Genomic DNA, 24,836 nt, shown 5'->3' with positions numbered 1-24,836 from the left:
TTATTGCTTGATAATTTTAATCGATTTCTCTCCTCCGTCTTTATAAAAAAGCAGAACAAGATAAACACCACCCGGGTAATTCTGAAAAGGAATATTTAAGCTATTCCTTCTTTCGTTTCCTCCGTAAGTCTGTAGTATCTGTCCCACGGTATTATATACCTGAACAGAAGTCACATAATTCTCCTCCCCTAACTGCCATTGCAAATAAAGTTCTTCTTTTACAGGATTAGGATAATAAGAGATCACATCTTCGGGGGAAAACTTTAACAAATCATCCTCAGTTAATGCCTCAATTTCTTTAACCTCTTCTGCCTTTTTAGCTGATTGAGAACAACCGGACAAACACAATTCTCTAAGAATTTGATTTCCTGCTGCATCATAATTAAAAGTAATTTTTTGCTGTGCAGTGGCCAATAAACAAAATTGAAGACCAATAAAAAGTAATAGTTTTTTCATAGAATCGCTTTTAACGAATTTTTTGCAAATATAGAACTGCAATCCCCCTCCTACAAAAAACAAGCAAAAAAAATGCGAGACCTAAGCCTCGCATTTCTAAACATTTATATGTTTTAGATAAATTTTTCTATTCTACTGTCACCGATTTTGCCAAATTACGAGGCTGATCAACATTACAACCTCTCATTACTGCGATGTAATACGAAAGCAATTGTAAAGGTATAGTCGTGATCAGTGGAGACAATGCATCTGAAGTCTCAGGGATCTCAATTACATAATCAGCTAATTCGCGAACCTGTGTATCACCTTTAGTAACTACAGCAATGATTTTACCGCTTCTGGATTTGATTTCCTGAATGTTACTTACAATTTTATCGTAATGCCCTTGCTTAGGCGCAATAACGATAACCGGCATGTGCTCATCAATCAAAGCGATTGGCCCGTGCTTCATTTCAGCAGCTGGGTAACCTTCAGCATGGATATAAGAGATCTCTTTTAATTTCAAAGCTCCTTCAAGCGCTACCGGAAAATTATAACCACGTCCTAAATACAAACAATTTGGCGCATCTTTAAATGCTGCTGCAATTTCTTTTGCTCGGTCGTTCGTTTCTAATGCTTCTGCTACTTTTTCAGGGATGATCTCTAACTCTTGTAAATAGGTATGGAAATCAGTATTTGATAACGTTCCTTTTGCTTTACCTAATCGCAATGCGATCATAGTTAAAACTGTAATTTGAGTTGTAAAGGCTTTAGTAGATGCTACTCCAATTTCAGGTCCTGCATGCGTATAAGCACCTGCGTGACTTTCTCTTGAAATAGAAGAACCTACGACATTACAAACTCCAAAAACAAACGCCCCGTTTTCTTTCGCCAACTTAATAGCCGCCATAGTATCTGCCGTTTCCCCTGATTGAGAAATTGCAATTACCACATCGTCTTTGTTTATAATTGGGTTACGGTATCTGAACTCTGATGCATATTCTACTTCAACGGGAATACGGGTAAATTCTTCAAAAATGTATTCAGCAACTAAACCAGCATGCCATGAAGTACCACAAGCAACGATTAAAATTCGTTTAGCATTTAAGAATTTCTCTAAATTATCTTCAACACCCGCCATTTGAACGATTCCTTCATTGGCATGAAGTCTTCCTCTGTACGTGTCTTTTATAACACTTGGCTGCTCGTAGATTTCTTTTAGCATGAAATGATCATAACCCCCTTTTTCAATTTGCTCCAAATTCATTTGAAGCTGCTGAATGTAAGGATCTACTAATGAATCATCTTTAATTTTTCTAACTTTAAGAGGTTTATGCAATCTAATGTTTGCCATTTCACCATCTTCAAGATAGATCGCATTTGAAGTGTACTCAATAAAAGGCGAAGCATCAGAAGCAATAAAATACTCTCCTTCTCCAACACCAATTGCCAATGGGCTACCCAATCTGGCAGCTACAATTTCATTTGGGTTCTTTTTATCAAAAACAGCAATTGCGTAAGCTCCTACTACCTGATTTAAAGCAATCTGAACTGCTTTACCCAATTTCAAACCTTCATTTTTCTGAACTTCTTCAATTAAGTTCACTAAAACTTCGGTATCTGTATCTGATTTAAAAGTATAACCTCTCTTTTTTAATTCTTCTTTTAGCGGTGCATAATTCTCAATAATTCCATTATGAATTATAACTAACTCTCCTGAATTAGAAAGATGCGGGTGTGAGTTTACATCATTTGGAACCCCGTGAGTTGCCCAACGTGTATGTCCAATTCCTATGCTTCCGGTTGCGTCTAAGTTCTCTTTGGCTTTAGCCTCAAGATCCGAAACCTTCCCTTTTGTTTTACAAAGTTTTATCCCTGATTCAGTGTCATACAACATAACACCGGCACTGTCATATCCTCTGTACTCGAGTCGCTTTAATCCTTTGACTACAATAGGATAAGCCTCTCGATGACCGATATATCCAACAATTCCACACATATATTAATTATTAATTTGGTTTCGTGTAGTAAACTTCAAGCTGTAATTTCTTCCCTGTTGGAATAGTTGCACTTGAAGTGCCTCCAAATAATACCGTCCCTAATGGACTAATAACGGAGGCTCTAGGCGCCTCTGAGATAACGTTGTTTTTTAGTTTTAATTTGTTAGAAGCTATTGTGCTTGCATCACCTGTCACCACCAAACCTAACTTTACGTTTTTCACAGTTGCATTCTTAATCATATTACGAATATGATTGGTTAATCTAATTTTATAGGTAGTACCTCTTTTGGTTGTAGGATCTATATTAATAATCCCACTATATATTGCCTTATTCAATAACGGATTCGATGAAGAAGTTCCATCAGAAACGTAATCTACAATAGGCACATTATCATCCAGATTATACAAATAAATTCGTTTAGGCTCATAAGTCCCTGTCATTTTATCTGAATCAATAGAAAAAACTAAATTAGCCTCATTCACCAACCACTTATTGGTTCTGATTTCATCTAATTTTGCTCCAAAACCATTCAATTCTAATACCGCTAAAGATCCCTGACCTCCTTTTAAATAAAGTCTGTCGTCTCCGGTCTTATTATTTGGATTTGCTATTGCACTGGCATAAGCAGGATCTTTTGATTCTTTAAGCAAACTTGCCGAAGCACCTGTAAGCTTAATAATTAAGGTCTTATCCTCTGTTGTAGCATCAGGGTCTGTTGTTATAGCCGTCTTAGCCTTGTACTTGATCGTAATTTTACCATTTGTTGCAAAATTCAGCAAAGCCATATTAGCCGGGCTACTACCTGAACGCTCTACTTTAAAATATAATCCTCTAAAATACTCCTGAAAAACATCGGCAGAGGCTAATTTTGCAGCCGGAGCTTTAAGAATTTTATCTAAAAAGAAAGCTTTATTCAAATTCAAGCGCATTTCAGGGGCAACTTTAGTACTCGTTTCTTTACCTGTTGTAGGATCTGTACTTACATCTGTGATCTCACTCGCATTGAAGAAAAATTCATCATTTTGTGCTATGTTAGGATCATCATTTAAAGGCTTCCCGGTAGCAACATAAGGTTTTTTAGATTTATCAAAATTGATATAATCCGCTACACCTGTATCTGTATCCATATCTGTATTATACAACTGTGCAAATTGAGCTCCTCCGTCAAAATAAGAACTACGCATTTGAACCCCTGACTCATAAACCCCTAATTTAATTTTACCATTAGACGCTCCGTAAATAGAATCCAGTACAAAAGTTCTGCTTCCGTCACTGTTTGCCGTTTTTACATGATTAAAGTAAGGTACACTAAGCACCACACTTACTATCTCCGGTGCATCACCAATAGTTGGTGCATACGTATCCAAACTAACCTGAGTCACAAAACTGGCAGCGGAACTACCAAAAACTGCATTATCATAAATACCTAAACCATAATTTACCGATCCGTTTGACTGAATTGGGGTTACTTCCTGATTATAAGCTAAAACTTCATATTTTTCAGATTCCAGACCAAAATGATCGTCTCCGATCAAACCATCACCAATCGCATTAAAATCTTTATCGCAAGAATATAAAAGGACAACTGTTGCAACTAATAGTATTTTCTTAACAAAAGAAGTATTGTACATGTGTAATAATAAAGTTTAAATTTAGAGACCCATTGTTTTATAGAAATTTGTATACGCTTCAGCGAATGCATCTTTCGTGGCGAAAGGTAAAAAAGGTTTTCCTGAAGATTCTATAAATTTTGTTAAACTTGGCGATACATGCTCAGAAGCTATAATTACAGCATCAGAATGCAATATACTGGCTTTTAGGATATTTTCGTAGTTAGGGGTTTCCAGATCAGCAACTGATTCATGCGGAACCCCGTCAAATTTTACTTTATTAATCATTTCCAAATCCAGATTTTCATCAAAAGATTGTCCGTAAACCGAGGTTACGATCTTAGTTTCAGAAAATAAAGCTTCATTTTTATAATAGTGCTTCATGTAAATAGGCAACATCGAAGCCAACCAACCGTGAACATGGATAATATCCGGAACCCAGTTTAGTTTTTTTACAGTTTCAACAACTCCTTTTGCAAAAAAGATAGCTCGTTCGTCATTATCAGGATACAAAACTCCGTCTTCATCGGCAAAAGTTGCTTTACGTTTAAAATATTCATCATTATCAATAAAGTAAACCTGAATTCTTTCTTTCGGAATGGAAGCAACCTTAATAATCAATGGCATATCTAAGTCATTCACTACCAAGTTCATTCCTGAAAGTCTAATTACTTCGTGTAACTGGTGTCTTCTCTCATTAATATTTCCATATCTTGGCATGAAAATTCTAATCTGACCTCCTTGATCGTTAATCATTTTCGGAACGTCATAAGACATTAAAGAAACCTCATTTTCAGCCAGATAAGGCACGACTTCAGATGATACATATAATATCCTCTTATCTTTCATAATAGTATTTTACTTAATTTTTGGTAATAAAAACGTTGCAAAATTACAAAATTTTATGCAGTTATTAACTAATATATTATGTTTGCAGTAAATTTTAATAATACTGCCATGCATATTTTCTACGGTAAAGTAGCTTTGATAGCCTATTTGAAAACTATCAAAACCGCAAATTCCACTATTGGATTTGTACCCACAATGGGAGCTTTACACCAAGGGCATCTGGCTTTAATGCAAAGATCACTGAAAGAAAATGACGATACCGTTGTGAGTATTTTTGTGAACCCAACTCAATTCAACAACCCCGAAGATCTCGAAAAATACCCACGTACTTTAGAAGAAGATGTGAAGAAAATGAGAGGTTTAAGCGACAAAATGATTCTATATGCTCCTAGCGTAGAAGATATTTATGAAGGACACACCGTTTCGGAAGCTTTTGATTTTGACGGTTTAGAAAATCAGATGGAAGGAAAATTCAGACCTGGTCATTTTAACGGAGTCGGAACCATCGTAAAACGTTTATTCGAAATCGTGACTCCTACCAATGCTTACTTTGGAGAAAAAGATTTTCAGCAGCTGCAGATTGTTAAAAAAATGGTCGAAAAAAATCATTTACCCGTAAATGTTGTGGGCTGTCCTATTTTTAGAGAAGACAATCAACTTGCCATGAGTTCCCGAAACGAACGCTTAACTGCTGAGGAACGCAAAGAAGCCGCTATAATATTTAAGATACTTACTGAAGCAAAAGAAATATTTCAGAAAGACACTCCTGAAGAAACGATTCAGTTTGTCGAAAATTCTTTCAAAGACAACGAAAGATTTGAACTCGAATATTTTGTCATTGCTGATGAATCCACATTATTACCTATAGAACACAAAGATAAAGACAAAAACTACCGTGCCTTTATAGCGGTATTTGTTAATTCTATCAGGTTGATTGACACCATTTCATTAAATTAATTTACCTTTGCACCATGCAAATTCAAGTTATAAAATCTAAAATTCATCGAGTTAAAGTAACCGGAGCTGATTTAAATTATATTGGCAGCATTACTATTGATGAAACTTTACTGGAAGCTTCAAACATCATTGAAGGCGAAAAAGTAGCAATTGTAAACATCAATAATGGCGAACGTTTTGAAACTTACGCAATCAAGGGAGAGAAAAATTCAGGAGAAATTACTCTGAACGGACCTGCCGCGAGAAAGGTTCAAAAAGACGACATTATCATTATCATCTCTTATGCTACCCTGGAGTTTGAAGAAGCTAAAACGTTCAAACCATGGATCATTTTCCCAAATGAAAACGATAATTCGTTAACCTAGTTTTTCCTTTTACACTTTATTCGACTTAGTTTGTTCAACTCCCAATTGACACAAACACTATTTTATTGGTTTAAATTCAATATTGACTTTAATAACAAAAGCGTCTTGCTGTTTTTAAAATTCCTACAATAATAAAAGAGCAAATAAAATGTTATATTGCTACATTATTTCAATACTTTTTAACTCACTGAAATGCCCAACTCATGAAAAAAGTTTACCTACTTATTACTTTAATTTCATTTTCTGTCTTTTCGCAGAAAAAATTCGACAACATTAAATCCGAAAAGCTCGGAGAAGAACGAAGAATAACCATTGGACTTCCGGAATCTTACGAAGCCAATCCTGATAAAAAATATCCTGTTTTATACCTACTGGATGGCGATTATTTATTCGATCCTTTTTCCGGCGCTGTAAGTTATGGCACGTATTGGGGAGACTTACCTGAAATGATCATTATTGGTGTCCATCAAAACAAAAATGACGAACGCGAAGATGATACTACTATTGATCAAAATACCGGATTGCCATTTGAAAAAGGAGCCAACTTTTTTGAGTTTGTGGGAGCTGAATTAGTTCCTTACATTGAGAAAAAATACCGTACCTCGCCTTTCAGGATTATTGCCGGTCATGATGTAACCGCCAGCTTCATCAATTTTTACCTTTACAAAGAGCAGCCTCTTTTTAATGCCTATATTGCTTTTAGTCCGGAACTGGCAAATAAAATGGAAATTAGAGTACCTGAGAAACTTGCCAAAATTACAGAACCTGTATTTTATTACCTTTCTGCAGCCGATGGTGACAATAAAAAACTCAAAGAACCTATCGAAAAATTAGACAGCAATATAAAAATTGCCAATAATCCGCTTGTAAGTTACAAATACGATTTATTCAAAGGCACCACTCACTATACTCAGGTTTTACATGCAATCCCTAGTGCCTTATATCAAATTTTTGATGTTTACAAGCCTATTAATTCCTTCGAATACAACAATAAAATTGCTGTTTTGGAAACGGGATATGCTGATTATTTAGAAAACAAATACAATACGATGTCTAAAGTTCTGGGAGTTCAGATTCCAGTGAGAATAAGTGATTTCAAAGTAATTGAAAATCTTATTTTAAAAAAGAACGCTTATGATGAATTAGGTAAAATGGCCGAAATTGGAAACGTAAACTATCCAAAAGCCATGCTGGGAGAATATGAATTAGGATTGATGTATGAAAAAATGGGAGATCCTAAAAGAGCTTCTAAAAAATACCAAAATGCTTCTCAAATGGAACCAATAGGTGATTTGAATAAAGATTTGATGTACGAGAAAATGGATCAGATGAATGCATTAGCAAAAACCACCAAATAATGTCAAAAGTTAAAACTTCCTTTTTTTGCCAAAACTGCGGAACTCAATATGCCAAATGGCAAGGGCAATGTAATGCCTGTAAAGAATGGAATACTATTGCTGAAGAAATTATCCAGAAGCAGGAAAAGGTAGCCTGGAAAAGCGAACCTACTTCAAACGGTAAAGCGCCGCGTCCTTTAAAAATTAACGAAATTGATTCGGCACAGGAAATTCGAATGAATACTACTGATGGTGAATTAAACCGTGTTTTGGGAGGCGGAATTGTCCCGGGATCCTTAACGCTTTTAGGAGGTGAGCCGGGGATTGGAAAAAGTACGCTTTTGCTACAAATTTCACTTAAATTACCGTACAAAACCTTATACGTTTCCGGAGAGGAAAGTCAGAAGCAAATCAAAATGCGCGCGGAGAGAATCACTCCTAACAGTGACAATTGCTACATTTTAACGGAAACTAAAACACAGAATATCTTCAAACAAATTGAAGCCATACAGCCTGAAATTGTAATTATCGATTCGATTCAGACTTTACATACCGATTATATTGAATCTACTGCAGGAAGTATTTCTCAAATCCGGGAAACCACTGCGGAACTCATCAAATTTGCAAAAGAAACTAATATTCCGGTTATCCTGATCGGACATATCACCAAAGACGGAAATATTGCCGGACCTAAGATCCTCGAACATATGGTCGATACGGTTTTACAGTTTGAAGGCGATCGCAATCATGTGTACCGAATTTTACGTTCGTTAAAAAACCGTTTTGGCTCCACTGCCGAACTTGGAATTTACGAAATGCTGGGCAGTGGTTTACGCGAAGTATCCAATCCTTCCGAAATTTTAATCTCCCATAAAGACGAAGAATTATCAGGAACAGCAATTGCGACCACACTTGAAGGCATGCGTCCTTTGATGATCGAAATACAATCCTTAGTTAGTACCGCAGTTTACGGAACTCCGCAACGAAGCACAACGGGTTACAATGCCAAAAGACTGAACATGATTCTGGCGGTTCTCGAAAAAAGAGCCGGATTTCGTTTAGGGGCCAAAGATGTCTTTTTAAATGTTACAGGTGGAATTTCTGTTGATGATCCTGCGATTGATTTAGCTGTTGTTGCTGCAATTTTATCTTCCAATGAAGACATTCCGGTAACCAAAGGATTCTGTTTTGCCGGAGAGGTTGGGCTTTCAGGTGAAATTCGTCCGGTAAATCGTGTTGACCAGCGTATTCAGGAAGCTGAAAAACTTGGATTCACCACTATCTTTGTATCCAAATACAATAAAATTGCGTTAAAAAATATAGGAATCAAAATTGAATTGGTGGCTAAAATCGAAGATGTGGCCAGTATTCTTTTTGGATAATTCGTTTTTTCGCCACGAACTACACTAATTAAACACGAACTTTTATTTAAATTTATAGCAAATTCAAATTTGTTCGTGTTAATCTAATTCGAGAAATCAGCGGCAAAAAAACTTTTCATTTTGCGAATAAGCGCAATTTTTATGAAATTAACTTTATGAAATTCCCAAAACAAAAAATATACAAAGGACTCCTAATACTTGCATCAGTATTGATAGTACTTTTTTTAGGATTTTACTTTTTTCGCGATTCACTTCTGAAGCAAGCTATCGCTAAAGTAACCCACAAAATGAATACGGAATACAACAGTACATTTTCTGTAAAATCAGCTTCATTTGACGGTTTGTCCGGTATAAAACTGACCAACGTGATTCTGGTTCCTAAAAATGCCGATACTCTTTGCCATATTCAAAAAATAGAAACCAGTATCAGTCTTGCCAATTTATTGATTGGTGATGTTCAAATTGGAACTTTAAAAGTCAACAACGGCTACATTCAACTGGTTAAAAAAGGAAGTATTCGCAATTTTGATGCTTTCTTAAAAAAAGACAAATCAGATTCAGACAAAAACGAAAAGCGAAAATACGCTTCCTTTGCTTATCGCATCATTTCGAAACTATTAAATCTGGTTCCGACCGATATGAAGCTTGAGAATTTAAATTTCAGAATCGACGACAATGGCAAAAAAACGTCTGTAGCTATTAACAAACTGATTTTAGACAACAAACAGCTCGAAACCAACCTTCATGTTCAAAGCAAAGATTTTGATCAGCGCTGGAACATCAAAGGCTTTGCCGATCCGAGAAATAAAAAAGCTGACATTCGTTTTTTTAACCTGGATACCGGAGCAATTCGTGTTCCGTACTTAGACGAACGCTACAACTTAAAAGCGAGCTTTGATTCAATTCGCCTGAATGTTCAGAATATTGAAAAAGATGGCAGCGAATTACATCTTGACGGCTATACGTCTATTACTAATTTAAAAATCAATCATCCGAAAATTGCCAGCAAAGATGTTGTGATCAAAAATGCCCGTTTTGATTATCGTTTCTTACTGGGAGATAGTTTTATTTCGATCGACAGCACTTCGACCATGCAGTTGAATAAAATCAAACTGCATCCTTATGTTTCTTATGACACTGAGAAGGATACCGTTTATACTTTAAAAGTAAACATTCCGAAAATGCAGGCACAAGATTTTATTGTTTCTCTGCCGGAAGGTTTGTTTACCCATTTTGAAGGGATGGAAGCTGCCGGAAGTTTTGACTACAAGCTCGATTTTAAATTCAATAAAAACAAACCGAATGCTTTGGTTTTTGATAGTAAACTCAACAAAGAAGGTTTGAAAATCACGAAATACGGCGAAGCAGATCTTAACAAGCTGAATGGAGAGTTTGTTTATCGCGCTATTATTCAGAATGTGCTGCAACGCCCGGTTTTGGTTGGAAATGCAAACCCTAATTATACGCCTTTAGATCAAATTTCACCTTATTTACGAAAATGTGTTCTGACGACTGAGGATCCGTCGTTCTTTTCGCATCGTGGTTTTATCAATGAAGCTTTTAAACAATCCATCTTAAAAAACATCAGAACCAAAAAATTCTCACGCGGTGCAAGTACCATTAGCATGCAGCTGATTAAAAATGTTTTCCTGACCAGAGAAAAAACGCTTTCACGCAAACTTGAAGAAATTTTACTGGTTTACATTTTAGAGAACAATCGCGTTGTAAGCAAAGAAAGAATGCTGGAAGTTTATTTCAACATTATCGAATGGGGACCTAATGTGTACGGGATTGGGGAAGCAAGTCATTTTTACTTCCAGAAAAGCCCCGCTAATTTGAATGTTGATGAATGTCTGTACTTAGCGACAATTATTCCGAAACCCCGAAAATTCATGTATCAATTTAATGATCAAGGCAATTTAAGGGATTATGCATTGAAAAATCAAAAATTCCTGAAGAATTTAATGTTCCGAAGAGGTTTGTTGGTTCCTGAAGATACGCTTGGACAATTACCCGTTTACATTTCGGGAAATGCGCGTTCGCTGATAAGAATTAAAGCTCCAGATTCTACAGCGGTAAAGAATGATTCTTTAGCGATTGAAGACGAATTTGACCTGTAAAACACGGATTTCACGGATTGGCACTAATTTTAGGCTTGAAATCGCTTATCCTCTACATAAAAATTCCACAAACTAACACGAGTTCAATCCGTGTTAATTTGTGGAATTTGTGTTTAATTTAGTAGTACTAATTAAGGAGCCGGATCAGGAATTATGGCCTGAACAGCATTAATTTCGGCTATAATTTCTTCTGACAACACTACATCGATCGTATCAATATTTTCTTTTAGCTGCTCCATAGTTGTGGCACCAATAATAGCGCTTGTTAAAAATGGCTGCTGTAACACAAATCCCATCGCTAATTGAGTTAAGGTTAAACCATGTTTAATCGCGATTTCCTGATATAACTTTGTGGCCTGTGTACTTTGTGCACTGTTGTAACGTGTATATTGCGGAAAAAGATTAATTCTGGCATTTGGATGCGCTTCTCCGGTTAAAAATTTACCCGTCAAAACTCCAAAGGCTAAAGGAGAATAAGCCAACAATCCCACATTTTCATACTTTGAAACTTCGGCAGAACCTACTTCAAAAAGACGATTCAGCAAACTGTACGGATTTTGAACTGTTTTAATTCTTGGAAGGTTCTGGTATTTGCTTTCTTCTAAAAAGCGCATCATTCCCCAGGCATTTTCATTCGAAACTCCAATATGTTTTATTTTACCTTCTTTAATTAAGCCGTCAAATGTTTCTAGTACTTCTCTGAAGTTGTCTTCCCAAACATCGTCGTGACCGTTAAAAGCACGTTGTCCAAAACAATTGGTTTTTCGCTCCGGCCAATGCATCTGATACAAATCGATATAATCGGTTTGCAGACGTCTTAAACTGTTCTCTAAAGCATATTTGATGCTCGCTGGTGAGAAATCACCTTTTTCCCGCATGTACGTGAACGCAGGATTCGGACCAGCAATTTTGGTAGCCAATACCACTTTGTCACGATTTCCCGATTTCTTAAACCAGGTTCCTATAATTTTCTCTGTACTTCCGTAAGTTTCTTCACGTGCGGGAACGGAATACATTTCGGCTGTGTCAAAAAAATTAACGCCTCTCTCCAATGCGTAATCCATTTGCTGATGCCCTTCGGCTTCTGTATTCTGTTGCCCGAAAGTCATCGTTCCGAGATTTATTTTACTAACTTTTATGTCGGTATGGGGTAAAGTGGTGTATTTCATTTCTTCTTAAGGCTCTAAGTTACTAAGGAGCTGAGTTGCTAAGATTTTAAGCTTTCAGCATCCAACTATTAAAACTCAAAGATACGAAGCGATTCTTCAAATGAAAATCTCTCAAAAGTTAAAAAAAAGATAAGGTTGGATTTTACCTTTTGCCACCTGCAACACCCCAATTGTTACAAGTCATAAACCAGACATTCCTTTTAAAAGAATGTATAAGAATAGTCTCTATAAATTTACTTGCTCGCAGCAACATACAGTTGCTCTGAACAACAATTGTCTTATAAATTTTTAACCCCTTAAACCCCAAACAAAATGAAAAAAATTATTCTGGGAATTCTGACCTTCTCGGTTTTTGCCTGTTCAACTGAAGAAAACACTAAAACACCTCCAGAACAAGTAAAAGAAGAAGTAAAAGAAGAAATAAAACAAGATCCGGTAGTATCAGTACCACCTAAGTATTGTGAATCGGCAGGGATTATAACCAGTGAAGAGCGATTAGACAAAGTCGTTTTTGGCAGTATCAACAATGCTTCAACAGGCAAAGGAGGTTATGAAGATTTCACTAACATATCTGGCAATTTCGCATTAGGTTCAAGCAATACTATTTCACTTACACCTGGTCTTTACAGTCAATATGGAAAAGATGGCTTTGGCGTACAATTTTTTGTCTACATCGATTACAATCAAGATGGCGATTTCACTGATCCGGGAGAAACAGTCTGGAAAAGTAAACAAGGTACCGATCCGGTAAACGGAACAATTACCATCCCTTCCACAGCATCGCTAGGTTCTACCAGAATGAGGATTGAGATGAGAAGTATATTATCTCTGCCCGGTACACCTGTTACCGACCCACCTTTTGGAACCGGTTGTGGAACTTTTCAGTATGGACAGGTCGAAGATTATGCCGTAAACATTAAAACTAAATTGTAAACAATTAAAAAAGGTTCAAAGTAAAACTTTGAACCTTTTTTTTTAAAATCTTAGAGACTTAGCCCCTTAGAACCTTAGCATCTTAATTTATACTATTAAGCATCTCCGCAATCTCGTCCAATCTTGGTGTTAAAATGATCTCGATACGACGGTTTTTTGCTTTTCCTTCCGGAGTAGCATTGCTTGCCAGAGGAGAAAATTCGCTGCGGCCTGCTGCCGTTAATTTTTGCTTATTGATTTTAGTATTTTCACTTAGAATGTTCACAATGGCAGTGGCTCTTTTGGTAGACAAATCCCAGTTGTTGGCAATCGGTCCTGAACCTGCGTAAGGATCATCATCAGTATGTCCTTCAATTAAAACCGAAAGATCGGGATTATCCCCTAACACTTTTCCAAGCTCCACTACAGCTTTTCTACCTTCGGTACCAACGGCCCAGCTACCTGAATTAAAGAGCAGTTTGTTTTCCATCGAAACATATACTTTTCCGTTTTTCTGTTCTACCGTCAGCCCTTTGCCTTCAAAACCGTTTAATGCTTTCGACAGTGTCTCTTTCAATTTACGCATTGCTTCTTCTTTCGCGGCAATCATTGCTTCTAGTTCGTTCAGACGATTTGCTGTTTTATCCAAACGAGCCTGTTCATCGGCCAATTTTTTAGATTTCGCTTCCAGTTGTGCCAAAAGTTCACGGTTTTTAGCCATATTACTTTCTAAAGCATCGTTGCTGTTTTTCTCTAAGGCATTATACGAATCCTGAAGTACTTTGTATTTTTTCTGTTGAGCAGCCAGATCTGCTTTTTGTTTTTCAAGATCCGTTTTAGTTGCATTTAGATCTTTTGTTAAAGCGTCACGATCCAGTTCTAACTGATTTTTTGATTTTTGTAAACTCTCATTTTCATCCGTAATAGATCGATTTTCTTTTTTCAGATCCGAATATTTGGTTTCAAGATCGTTGTAAATTTTCTTGGATACACATGAGGTCATAGACATTGCTACAACCAGTAATCCGACAGAGGCCTTTTTAATCATTTTTTGTTTTATTTGGAGGGTATTAATAATCGTATAATGTAAAAACTCTATACCAATGACAATGTCAATGTTTAAATTTAAACGGTAATTCATTCAACAATAACAATACCACTTTTACTCTATTTCGACTAAAACAGGACAATGGTCTGAATGAACGGCATCCGGAAGAATTACTGCTCTTTTTAACCTATGCTCCATAACATTACTCACCAGATTGTAATCGATACGCCAGCCTTTGTTGTTTCCTCGGGCTCCTGCACGGTAACTCCACCAGGAATAATGATGCGGTTCTTTATTAAAATGACGGAAACTGTCAATAAAACCTGATTTCATGAATGCGTCAAGCCAGGCACGTTCTGCAGGTAAAAATCCTGAAACCGTTTTATTTCGAACCGGATCGTGAATATCAATCGCTTCATGACAAATGTTGTAATCACCACAAATAATCAAATTCGGAATCATTAATTTTAATTCGTTAATATAAGTTTGAAAATCGTCCATAAACATAAATTTATGATCCAGTCTTTCAATATTAGTTCCTGAAGGCAGGTACAAACTCATTACAGAACAATCATCAAAATCGGCACGAAGGTTACGCCCTTCAAAATCCATATGCTGAATTCCGGTTCCGTAAACCACATTATTAGGTTTTGTTTTAGACAGGATAGCAACGCCACTATATCCTTTTTTAGTTGCCGGATAATAATATTGATAGGGATAACCGGCAGCGGTGATATCCTCAACCGGAATTTGCTCTTCTGTAGCTTTTATTTCCTGAAGACAAATCACATCTGGATTAGCTTGTTGCAGCCATTCAATAAAACCTTTGGTTATTGCGGCACGTATTCCGTTTACATTATAAGAAATAATTTTCATCAGTGTTTTTTTTAGGATTTCAAATGTAATAAAAAAGTGGAAAGTTTGCATTTGAAACAGCGAAAAGTAGAGTTTTTTGTTATCTTTGTTCGCTGCTCTTAATAAATTAAAAATAGTACATGGGTTTAGTTACCGCGAAAGAAGTTGCAAAAGCGATAAATGTTGATAAGTACGGAGTTTTGGGTACTTTTTCGGGCTGGCTTCTTATGAAAGTCCTTAAAATATCTACTCTAATAAAATTTACGATCACAATAAACATTTAGAGGATGTTGCATTTCTAAACGGGATTTTGGATGAGATGGAAATCAAATTTGAAATTCCCGAAGAAGATTTAAAACGTTTACCGAAAGATGGTGCTTATATTACCATTTCAAATCACCCTCTTGGGGGAATTGATGGTATTTTACTTTTAAAATTAATGCTTGAAAGAGAGCCTAATTTTAAAATCATTGCCAACTTTTTACTACATAGAATTGTTCCGCTTAAAAAATACATCATGCCTGTTAATCCTTTTGAAAATCATAAGGATGCCAAATCAAGTGTGGTGGGGATTAAAGAAACCTTACGCCATTTAAGTGACGGGAAACCGTTGGGAATTTTCCCTGCCGGGGAAGTTTCGACTTACAAGGATGGAAAATTAGTCGTGGATAAACCTTGGGAAGAAGGTGCTTTGAAGTTAATCCGAAAAGCCAAAGTCCCGGTAATCCCTATTTATTTCCATGCCAAAAACAGTAAGTTGTTTTATTGGCTATCTAAGATTGACGATACTTTACGTACAGCAAAATTACCTTCGGAGCTGCTTACGCAAAAAGACCGTGTGATTAAAGTTCGTATCGGAAAACCAATCTCGGTGAACGAACAAAATGAAATCGAATCATTTGAAGAATATTCAGAATTTTTAAGAAAGAAAACCTATATGCTGGCTAATCCTTTTGAGAAAGACAGCAAATTGTTAGACACCGCAAGCTTAAAGATTCCGAAAGCACCTAAAAAAATTGCAACTCCGGCAAATGAGTCAAAAATGATTGACGAGGTTTGTGCGTTAAGAAACAGTGACTGCAGGTTGTTGCAGAGTAAAAACTACGAAGTATTTTTTGCTCGTGCAAAATCAATTCCGAATATTTTACATGAAATTGGTCGTTTACGTGAAATTACTTTCCGTGAAGTGGGTGAAGGAACCAACGAATCTATTGACTTAGACGAATACGACCAGTATTATCACCATATGTTTTTGTGGGATGATGACACCAAAAAAATAGCTGGTGCTTATCGCATGGGATTAGGTTCTGAAATCTATCCAAAACATGGTATTGAAGGTTTTTATCTGACTGATCTTTTCAGGTTTGAACCGGAATTGCATGATATGATGCATAAATCAATCGAAATGGGACGTGCTTTTATCATCAAAGAATATCAACAAAAACCAATGCCTTTGTTCTTGTTGTGGAAAGGAATTATTCATACCACCTTACGTTATCCGGAACATAAATATTTGCTTGGTGGTGTAAGTATCAGCAATCAGTTTTCTGACTTCTCTAAATCGTTAATGATTGAGTTCATGAAGTCTAACTATTACGATCCGTATATCGCACAGTATATTCACCCTAAGAAGGCTTATAAAGTAAAACTTAAAGATGCTGATAAAGATTTTATCTTTGACGAAGCCGAGTCTGACTTGAACAAGTTCGATAAGATTATTGATGAACTGGAACCAGGAAATTTACGTTTACCTGTTTTGATCAAAAAATACATCAAGCAAAATGCCCGTGTAGTCGCCTTTAATGTTGATCCCTTGTTCAATAATGCCGTAGACGGTTTAATGTACATTAGAATAGCAGATATTCCTGAAAGTACCATGAAACCTGTTATTGAAGAATTTCAGATAGAATTAGAACGCAAATTATCGGAGAAAGAAGATTAATTGCATCATCATACAAACAAAAAATCCCATCTTAAAATGGGATTTTTTTATGCTTTAAAACGACTTAAAACCAGCCTTTCTGTCCAACCTGATAGGTTTGATAAAACTCTTCATCTGATCTGGTGAGATAAATTATTCCTTCGATCACACCTATTATACCTCCTATTCCGAAAATAAATCCGAGAATAAGCTGAATAACGCCTTCTTTATTGTATCCTAAATAAAACTTATGAATACCCAGCGCACCTAATAAAATTGCCAGGATTCCCGCAACTACTTTTTTATTCTCCTCCCGATGAACCGGAGGATTGTTCCAATGTTCTGTTTTACTGTTTTCCATTTTTATAGTGATTTTTAGTTATTCTAAATTCAACGTTATGTGGATGGAATCCTTAGACTTAAAACCAGATAGACTGATGCAAAATATCATCAAAAGAGCTTTCTCTGATAAATAGAACCAATCGTATCAAATGATAAAAGCCTAAAAAATAAGCCATGTTGTAAGCTAATTTTCTATTGTACAGTAGCCCTGAAAAATATTCTTTTTTAGTAATAATTTCAGTAGTCAGTATAATTATAGTGAGCCAGCAAAATACAATTACAAACGGGCCCAGAATATGGTAACTAAGCGATTTGTAGATGTCGCCTTCGTAAAAATAAACTAATGACTTGGTAATTCCGCAACCCGGACAAGGGAAACCGGTTACCATTTTAAAAGGACAAAACGACTGATCTGTCTCCAGATGGTCGTTATGGTTGTCGAGCATTAAAAAAAACGGAATTATCAGTGTAATTGCTGCACCGATAATTCCGTAAATTTTACGTTTTATTCTACTATTATTTGTATAATCTGTTGATATCACCTTGTACAATCATTGCTGCTGCCATAGGAAAAAAGAACCCTAAAACAATTAATAAAGTTGACTGGTCTTTTTGAAGCTCTCCAGTTCTTTGATAAACTTTTGGCAACGCTTCTTTACCAGCTAAATAATAAAAATAAATATTTACCGGCATACAGCATCCTGCAAAGATTGCAACTGGCTGAGAGATAACCTCTTTTCCTGCTACGGCATTAAAAACCTCAGATACTTTAATATTCCAATAAATCAAGTACAATCCGCAAGTTAAAAAACTAAAAAGCAACACCATTATTGGATCTACTTTGAATACCGGAATTTGGTCATTAAAATTATTTGACGTTTCTTTAAAATCGTTTTCCATTTTTTACTAGTTAAAATTAATTGGTTATGTCCTACTCTTGGGATTTTCGGTTACTCCTTATTTAGAAACAATATTATTAAAAAATAACTTTAAAAACTAATTATAACCCAAAAACTCTACAGAAAAAACTCGTTATTTAATTGTAAAAAGGAAGTTAAATTTGAATCTCACTCTATAAAACTAGGTATGAAAGACCGCTTTAATCTTGTCAGCTATCACCTGAGCCAGTCGTTCATGACTTTCAAATGTCCAACCGGCAATATGGGGTGTCAGTAAAACATTTTTAGACTCCATTAAATATCGCAAGGCTTCCGGTGTACTTTCTTCCTGAAACAAGGTTTCGAAAGATAATTTCTCATACTCCAAAACATCAAGGCCCGCGCCTAAAACCTTTTTAGTTTTCATCGCCTCTACTAAATCTGCTGTGACAATGTTTTTACCGCGTGAGGTATTTATAATCCAAAAGGGTTTTGAAAAAGCATTTATAAAACTTTGATCCACCATTTTATCCGTTTCAGGAGTCCACGGAAGATGAAGACTCAGAACATCACTTTTTTGCTGTAGCTCAGCTAATGACACCTGTCTCGCATTTTGATCTCCTAAATTATCCAGAATATCGTAACACAACACTTCTGTCTCGAAGCCACGAAGTTTTTTCGCAAATGCTTTTCCCATATTTCCGTAACCAATGATCCCCACTGTTTTACCATCCAATTCATGACCGCGGTTACTTTCCCGATTCCAATGTCCTGATTTCACCTCGGCATCTGCCTGATTGAGATTATTAAACAAGGACAAAATCACTCCCAGCGAATGTTCTGCAACGGCATTGCGATTTCCTTCGGGCGCGGCAATTAAATGAATCCCTTTTGCTTCGGCATACTCACAGTCAATACTTTCCAGGCCAGCTCCTACACGAGCAATAAATTTTAAGTTAGTCGCCTGATCTAAAAAGGTCTTGTCAATTTTAAAACGGCTTCGGATCACAATTCCGTTGTAGTTGGCAATTTTCGCTTCAATTTCTTCTTTAGAAGATTTAAAATCTGCGTGGTTTTCAAAACCTGCATCTTCCAATTGTTGCCATAAAACCGGATGATTGCTATCAATATGAAGAATTCTTATACTCATTGTATGCTATTTTTATAAAACAAAAATACAGCTTATTCTTTATTTAAATTTTCTGTTTCGACTATTAGCCTTCGAAGTTCAGCGAGGTGTAAAGAAAAATAGCCTTAAAAAATTTAACTGTGTAGATTTCCGGTTTCCCGGAAAGGACCTTAACCTCTGAATTCAAAACAGTTACAAAACAAAGTTCTCTATATCTTAACATTAACGAGTTGTTTAATTTCATACATTTATACATAGATTTTTACTTCAGAGGACAACTCGCCCCATTTTGCTACATCACATATTGAATTTTAAATTAACGATTCTATTTTAATCAATTAAACAACAGTAATTATGGCAACAAAAGATTTAACCATTATTTTAGTTCACGGTGCTTGGGGAGATGGTTCACATTGGCAACATGTAATTCCGGGACTCGTAAAAGAAGGGTATAAAGTGCGAAGCGTTCAAAACCCTTTGACTTCTTTACAAGATGATATAAATAAAACTCAGGATTTAATTGATGCTCAGGAAGGAAAAGTACTTCTGGTAGGACATTCTTATGGAGGAGCAGTAATTTCGGGTGCCGGACATCATGATAAAGTGGTGGGCTTAGTTTACATTGCAGCATTTGCTCCTGATGCAGGAGATAGTCTGGGAGCTCTTTTAGGCCGCAGGCCAGGATCGGGCGGAGCCAGTATTTATCCTGACCCAAAAGGTTTTTTATGGATTAAGTACGATGAGTTTCATGATGCATTTGCTCAGGATTTAGACCATAAAGAAACACTGGTCTTATCACTGGCCCAAAAACCAATACACGGACAATGTTTTGGAGACATCGCAGGTGAACCGGCATGGAAAAACAAACCAAGCTGGTATCAAATTTCCAACTTCGATAACATGATTCCACCGGAAACAGAAAAAGAAATGGCAGAGCGAATAAACCCCAAAAAAATCATTCGCCTCGACGCAGGACATGCCTCGCTCGCATCACACCCCAAAGAAGTGACAGCCTTAATTTTAGAAGCAGCTGCTACATTCTAAAAAACACTCCGAACCGCTAATTATTAGCGGTTTTTTTATTTAATACCGCAACCGCATCCCGTAACGCGATACACCTGAATTTTTTATTCGTTCATTTTTTTTTAACTTTGAAAATATATGCCTCCAAAAAATCCCTTCTAAATTCACTGAACTTTTATAAAAATGAAATTAACAAAAACTTTCAAAGCCTTCTTCAACAATGAAAAATCAGGGGGACTACTCCTGCTTTTTGTCACCATCATATCGCTTTATCTTGCCAATTCATCTTATCAAACGGAATATATTGCTTTCTGGGAAAAATATCTCAACGGACATTCGATCACTCATTGGATTAATGATGGTTTAATGGCTATTTTCTTTTTATTAATTGGCTTAGAATTAGAAAGAGAGATTTACCACGGTGAATTGTCCAATATTAAAAATGCCTCTTTACCTATTATGGCTGCATTGGGCGGAATGTTAGTTCCTGCCGGTATTTTTCTGATTTTAAATTTTGGAACAGCAACTCAAAACGGAGCAGGAATCCCAATGGCAACCGACATCGCTTTTGCCATCGGAATCTTATCTCTTTTAGGGAAAAAAGTTCCTTCGTCGCTAAAAGTTTTTTTAACTGCCTTGGCTGTTATAGATGACTTGGGAGCCATAATCGTTATTGCCATATTTTATACAACCTCAATCGCATTTGTAAATCTTGCAATTGCGTTGGGAATCTGGGTTTTCTTGTTTGTTTTAAATCGTTTGAAAGTTCACAACCTTATCCCCTATCTTATCGGAGGTGTTGTAATGTGGTATTTCATGTTAAACTCAGGTGTTCATGCTACCATCACAGGAGTAATTCTGGCTTTTGTAATTCCGTTTGGAAATGGCGATGAAAATTCTGTTTCTTATAAATTGCAGCATTTTCTGCACAAACCGGTTGCCTTTTTCATTCTGCCTTTGTTTGCTGTTGCTAATACCTGTATCGCTATTCAATCCGATTGGCATGAAGGATTGAATCACCCTAATACATTTGGAATTGTACTTGGGCTTGTAGTAGGCAAACCTTTAGGAATTTTACTTTTCTCGGCTATTGGTGTAAGTCTTGGATTGTGCAGCTTGCCTAAAAACTTAAAATGGGCTCATATACTAGGTGCCGGAATGCTGGGCGGAATTGGTTTTACCATGTCTATCTTCATCACTATTCTGGCTTTTAAAGATCCTGAAATTATTGTTTTCTCCAAGATCGCTATTCTAATTGCCTCAGTGCTTTCGGGTCTTTTTGGATTAGTTTATTTGAAATATACTTTATCAAAGAAAAAAAAGGCTTAGTCTTTTAAAAGGAAATCGTTACAAAATAAAAAATCCCAAATTCCAACTTTTACTAAATTGGAATTTGGAATTTTCAATATTGGATTTTCTTTATCCTAACCCTTAATTTGCTTCAAAGAGGTCTTGATTCCTTTTATTAAAGACGAACTGAAACCATTGTGCTCCATTTCATTCAAACCTACAATTGTACAGCCCTGAGGCGTCGTTACACGGTCGATTAATTGTTCCGGATGTACTTGTTCCTCCAATAACATTTTTGCAGCTCCTTTGACCGTTTGAGCAGCGATGGCCAAAGCGGTATTAGAATCAAATCCAATTTCGATTCCGGCCTGCATAGAAGCGCGAATATATCGTAAGGCATAGGCTGTTCCGCATGCGCCAAGAACGGTTGCTGCATCCATTAATTTTTCGTCAATTACCGGAGCAGTCCCCAAATCCTGAAATAAATCAACAATTGGTAATGCTTTTTCTCTGTCTTGTTCAGGAAAAGAAATACAGGTTGCCGATTCACCAAACTGCGCAGCAATATTGGGCATAATTCTAACTACTGCAAACTCATTATTGGTTTTAGACTGAAGCATGTCCAGAGACAATCCGCTTACGGCCGAGGCAATTGTTTTTCCTTTAATAACAGGTAAAATCTCTGCTAAAACAACGTCTACCTGATAGGGTTTTATGGTTAAAATAACCACATCGGCTTCCTGAATAGTATGTTTATTATCTGATGAGACCGTAATTCCGTACTCTGATAAATACTGAATACTGGCGGTGTTTCTTCTTGTAACGATAACCTGATTATTTTTAGAGAATTTAGCAATTCCCAAGGCAATAGAAACCCCGAGGTTTCCGCCTCCTATAATGTGTACTTTCATTACTTTTATTTGGCTGGTTAATAGCGAATTATTCGGTTACAAATTACGCCGATTTTAGAGATCAATAATCACTCTTATCTATTAATTTGTTGCAAAAACTTAAAATCCAAGAATAAGTTTGGCTACTCCAAAGTAGAGCATAATACCAAATACGTCATTGGTTGTGGTGATAAAAGGCCCTGTTGCAATAGCAGGATCGATTTTATTTTTATGTAAAAACAACGGCACTAAAGTTCCCAGAGTCGCTGCAAACAAAATTACTACAATCATCGAAATTGAAATGGCCATTCCTACCAGGTACTGTTGGTACATAATGGAATGATATCCCAGTAAAAGCAACGAAATAATAGTTCCCGAAATCATCGAAACGGTTATCTCCTTGCTAAAATATCCTCTGCTAAATTCTTTTAGTGTTCCGTTTGCCAAACCCTGCACAACGATTGCCGAAGCCTGAACTCCAATGTTACCTGCTGTCGCCGAAAGCAACGGTACAAAAATAATCAGAGTTGAATATTTCTGAAAAGTGGCTTCGTTACCCTTTAGTACAAATGATGCAACAATTTCGATTACCATTCCAATTAAAAGCCATGGCAAACGTGCCTTGGTCAACTCCAGAACACTATCGTTTGATTCAACGTCTTGTGTAATACCCGCTGCCAACTGATAATCTTTATCGGCTTCGTCCTTAATTACGTCTACGATATCATCGATAGTAATTCTTCCTGCCAAGCGGCCTAACTCGTCAACCACCGGAATTGCTTCTAAGTCATACTTCTGCATGATACGGGCAACTTCGACATCTTCGGTATCAACATTTACAAAATTTAACTTTCTGATGTAAATATCTCCGATCTGTGTTTTGGTTGAAGTGGTCAATAAATCTTTAAGAGACAGTCTGCCTTTCAAACGATTCTCATCGTCAACGACATAAATTGAATGTACTCTGGAAACATTCTCGGCCTGAATACGCATTTCTTTTACACAGGTAAGAACGTTCCAGTTTTCATTAACTTTCACCAGCTCTTTCCCCATCAAACCTCCGGCAGTATTCTCGTCGTAACGCAATAATTCGACAATGTCTTTTGCGTGTTCAACGTCATTTAACTCAGAGATTACCTCTGCTTTAATGTCCTGCGAAAGTTCGGCGATAATATCCGCCGCATCATTGGTTTCAAGCTCATCAAGCTCTTCTGCAATCTCTTTAGGCGACAGACGGCTTAAGATGTTTTCACGAAGATCATCTTCTAATTCCAGAAGAATCTCGGCCGTTTTATCACTATCTAAAACCTTAAAAATATAGGTTGCATCATCGAAATCCAGCTCGTCCAGAATTTCGGCTATATCAGCATGGTGCAAATCATTAAGTAAAATTTCAAGTTCCTTGTCATTTTTCTTAACAATGTGCTCTTCTAATTGTTGGATTAAGTCTTTGCTAACTTTGAACTCCATCGGCTTCTATTTTTTGAGTCAGTTCAATAAATTCTTCTACGCTAAGCTGTTCAGGACGTTTATCAAAGATAGTGTCTTCTCGCAACTTATCAGTTAAATTTAATGTTTTCAAACTGTTACGTAATGTTTTTCGTCTTTGCTGAAAAGCCGTTTTCACCACTGTGAAAAACAATTTTTCTCCGCATGGAAGACTATAATCTTCCTTTCGGGTCATTCTCATCACACCCGACTTCACCTTGGGCGGAGGAATAAAGACATTTTCATCTACTGTAAACAGGTACTCTGTAGTATAGAAAGCCTGAGCCAGAACGGATAAGATTCCGTAAGCCTTTGATCCTTTTTTCTCGCAGATTCGTTCTGCCACTTCTTTTTGAAACATCCCCGAAAATTCCGGAATCTGATGTTTAAATTCTAAAGTTCTAAAAACAATCTGTGTTGAAATATTATAAGGAAAGTTTCCGATAATAGCGAATTGCTTGTTCTCGTAAACCTCATTAATATTGTACTTCAGGAAATCCTGAGAAATAATGTTATCTTTTAATTTTGGATAATTTTCACCTAAATACGCCACCGATTCTGTGTCGATCTCGATCACGTGTGTATTAATTGGTTTGTCAAGCAAATACTTAGTCAACACACCCATCCCCGGCCCTATTTCTAAAACCTCATCATATCCGTTCAGACTTAAGGTATCTGCAATTGCTTTGGCGATACTTTCATCCTTTAAAAAGTGTTGTCCTAAATGTTTTTTAGCTTTTACTTTTTCCATTCTCTTTTCTAGATTCTTAGATTGTCAGACTACTTAGATTGTTAGATTATCGAATAATCTAACAACCAAATCATCTACTTCTTA

Annotated in this window: 22 protein-coding genes and 1 pseudogene; 9 read left to right on the top strand and 14 right to left on the bottom strand. The window is 36.5% G+C overall.

Annotated elements, in window-relative coordinates:
• From C245_RS0107265 to C245_RS0107250, 4 genes are all read right to left on the bottom strand, one after another.
• Positions 1–456 carry a T9SS type A sorting domain-containing protein gene (locus C245_RS0107265; protein WP_017495925.1) on the bottom strand — a complete coding sequence of 152 codons (456 nt, stop codon included), beginning with the start codon at positions 454–456 and terminating at the stop codon, positions 1–3.
• A gap of 127 nt (positions 457–583) precedes the next feature.
• Positions 584–2,434, bottom strand: a complete 1,851-nt coding sequence (gene glmS, locus C245_RS0107260; protein WP_017495924.1) for a glutamine--fructose-6-phosphate transaminase (isomerizing) — start codon at positions 2,432–2,434, stop codon at positions 584–586.
• Positions 2,435–2,444: 10 nt separating this feature from the next.
• Complete coding sequence (locus C245_RS0107255) at positions 2,445–4,067, bottom strand: DUF4270 domain-containing protein (protein ID WP_017495923.1); 1,623 nt, start codon at positions 4,065–4,067, stop codon at positions 2,445–2,447.
• Positions 4,068–4,088: 21 nt separating this feature from the next.
• Entirely contained in the window at positions 4,089–4,895 is an 807-nt protein-coding gene (locus C245_RS0107250; protein ID WP_017495922.1) for a glycogen/starch synthase, read from the bottom strand.
• A gap of 78 nt (positions 4,896–4,973) precedes the next feature.
• On the opposite strand from C245_RS0107250, the gene panC reads away from it, so the two are divergent.
• The 5 genes from panC (at position 4,974) to C245_RS0107225 (ending at position 11,056) form a co-directional block, all read left to right on the top strand.
• Entirely contained in the window at positions 4,974–5,852 is an 879-nt protein-coding gene (gene panC, locus C245_RS0107245) for a pantoate--beta-alanine ligase (RefSeq protein ID WP_017495921.1), read from the top strand.
• A gap of 14 nt (positions 5,853–5,866) precedes the next feature.
• A complete protein-coding gene (panD, locus tag C245_RS0107240; RefSeq protein WP_017495920.1) occupies positions 5,867–6,217 on the top strand; it encodes an aspartate 1-decarboxylase in 351 nt (116 codons plus the stop codon).
• 203 nt (positions 6,218–6,420) lie between these two features.
• On the top strand, positions 6,421–7,575 hold the full coding sequence (locus C245_RS0107235; RefSeq protein WP_017495919.1) for an alpha/beta hydrolase: 1,155 nt from the start codon (positions 6,421–6,423) through the stop codon (positions 7,573–7,575).
• Complete coding sequence (radA, locus tag C245_RS0107230; RefSeq protein WP_017495918.1) at positions 7,575–8,936, top strand: DNA repair protein RadA; 1,362 nt, start codon at positions 7,575–7,577, stop codon at positions 8,934–8,936. The genes C245_RS0107235 and radA overlap by 1 nt, the downstream gene beginning before the upstream one ends.
• Before the next feature lie 155 nt (positions 8,937–9,091).
• Positions 9,092–11,056, top strand: a complete 1,965-nt coding sequence (locus C245_RS0107225) for a transglycosylase domain-containing protein (protein ID WP_017495917.1) — start codon at positions 9,092–9,094, stop codon at positions 11,054–11,056.
• 131 nt (positions 11,057–11,187) lie between these two features.
• Here C245_RS0107225 and C245_RS0107220 read toward each other — a convergent pair whose 3' ends face one another.
• Complete coding sequence (locus C245_RS0107220) at positions 11,188–12,225, bottom strand: NADP(H)-dependent aldo-keto reductase (RefSeq protein WP_026109928.1); 1,038 nt, start codon at positions 12,223–12,225, stop codon at positions 11,188–11,190.
• 312 nt (positions 12,226–12,537) lie between these two features.
• Between C245_RS0107220 and C245_RS0107215 the strand changes: the two genes are divergently transcribed.
• Complete coding sequence (locus C245_RS0107215) at positions 12,538–13,158, top strand: GEVED domain-containing protein (protein ID WP_017495915.1); 621 nt, start codon at positions 12,538–12,540, stop codon at positions 13,156–13,158.
• 82 nt (positions 13,159–13,240) lie between these two features.
• Here C245_RS0107215 and C245_RS0107210 read toward each other — a convergent pair whose 3' ends face one another.
• Together C245_RS0107210 and C245_RS0107205 are read right to left on the bottom strand one after the other, a co-directional pair.
• On the bottom strand, positions 13,241–14,185 hold the full coding sequence (locus tag C245_RS0107210; protein WP_026109927.1) for an OmpA family protein: 945 nt from the start codon (positions 14,183–14,185) through the stop codon (positions 13,241–13,243).
• A 114-nt stretch (positions 14,186–14,299) separates the two neighbouring features.
• A complete protein-coding gene (locus C245_RS0107205; protein ID WP_026109926.1) occupies positions 14,300–15,061 on the bottom strand; it encodes an exodeoxyribonuclease III in 762 nt (253 codons plus the stop codon).
• 119 nt (positions 15,062–15,180) lie between these two features.
• Here C245_RS0107205 and C245_RS22785 point away from each other — a divergent pair.
• Positions 15,181–16,982: pseudogene (locus C245_RS22785) on the top strand (GNAT family N-acyltransferase).
• Positions 16,983–17,046: 64 nt separating this feature from the next.
• Here C245_RS22785 and C245_RS0107195 read toward each other — a convergent pair.
• The 4 genes from C245_RS0107195 to C245_RS0107180 form a co-directional block, all read right to left on the bottom strand.
• Positions 17,047–17,322 (bottom strand): TM2 domain-containing protein, encoded by a 276-nt coding sequence (locus C245_RS0107195; protein WP_017495912.1) that lies wholly within the window; start codon positions 17,320–17,322, stop codon positions 17,047–17,049.
• A gap of 58 nt (positions 17,323–17,380) precedes the next feature.
• Positions 17,381–17,749, bottom strand: coding sequence for a DUF2752 domain-containing protein (locus C245_RS0107190; protein WP_232424338.1), 369 nt, complete (start codon positions 17,747–17,749; stop codon positions 17,381–17,383).
• 70 nt (positions 17,750–17,819) lie between these two features.
• On the bottom strand, positions 17,820–18,203 hold the full coding sequence (locus tag C245_RS0107185; protein ID WP_017495910.1) for a DUF4234 domain-containing protein: 384 nt from the start codon (positions 18,201–18,203) through the stop codon (positions 17,820–17,822).
• Between the two features lie 180 nt (positions 18,204–18,383).
• Entirely contained in the window at positions 18,384–19,331 is a 948-nt protein-coding gene (locus C245_RS0107180) for a 2-hydroxyacid dehydrogenase (protein ID WP_017495909.1), read from the bottom strand.
• 333 nt (positions 19,332–19,664) lie between these two features.
• On the opposite strand from C245_RS0107180, the gene C245_RS0107175 reads away from it, so the two are divergent.
• Both C245_RS0107175 and nhaA read left to right on the top strand, forming a co-directional pair.
• On the top strand, positions 19,665–20,354 hold the full coding sequence (locus C245_RS0107175) for an alpha/beta hydrolase (protein WP_017495908.1): 690 nt from the start codon (positions 19,665–19,667) through the stop codon (positions 20,352–20,354).
• Between the two features lie 162 nt (positions 20,355–20,516).
• Positions 20,517–21,662, top strand: coding sequence for a Na+/H+ antiporter NhaA (gene nhaA / locus C245_RS0107170; protein ID WP_017495907.1), 1,146 nt, complete (start codon positions 20,517–20,519; stop codon positions 21,660–21,662).
• Positions 21,663–21,757: 95 nt separating this feature from the next.
• Here the strand turns inward: nhaA and proC are convergent, their stop codons facing one another.
• From proC to rsmA, 3 genes are all read right to left on the bottom strand, one after another.
• Entirely contained in the window at positions 21,758–22,534 is a 777-nt protein-coding gene (proC, locus tag C245_RS0107165; protein WP_017495906.1) for a pyrroline-5-carboxylate reductase, read from the bottom strand.
• Positions 22,535–22,633: 99 nt separating this feature from the next.
• Complete coding sequence (gene mgtE, locus C245_RS0107160) at positions 22,634–23,983, bottom strand: magnesium transporter (protein WP_017495905.1); 1,350 nt, start codon at positions 23,981–23,983, stop codon at positions 22,634–22,636.
• Complete coding sequence (gene rsmA / locus C245_RS0107155) at positions 23,967–24,752, bottom strand: 16S rRNA (adenine(1518)-N(6)/adenine(1519)-N(6))-dimethyltransferase RsmA (RefSeq protein ID WP_017495904.1); 786 nt, start codon at positions 24,750–24,752, stop codon at positions 23,967–23,969. Before rsmA ends, mgtE begins: the two co-directional genes overlap by 17 nt.
• Positions 24,753–24,836: the final 84 nt, after the last annotated feature.

It is taken from the genome of Flavobacterium sp. WG21, from assembly GCF_000335775.1.
Classification (GTDB): domain Bacteria; phylum Bacteroidota; class Bacteroidia; order Flavobacteriales; family Flavobacteriaceae; genus Flavobacterium; species Flavobacterium tructae.
This window is presented reverse-complemented; position numbering and strand designations above follow the sequence as displayed.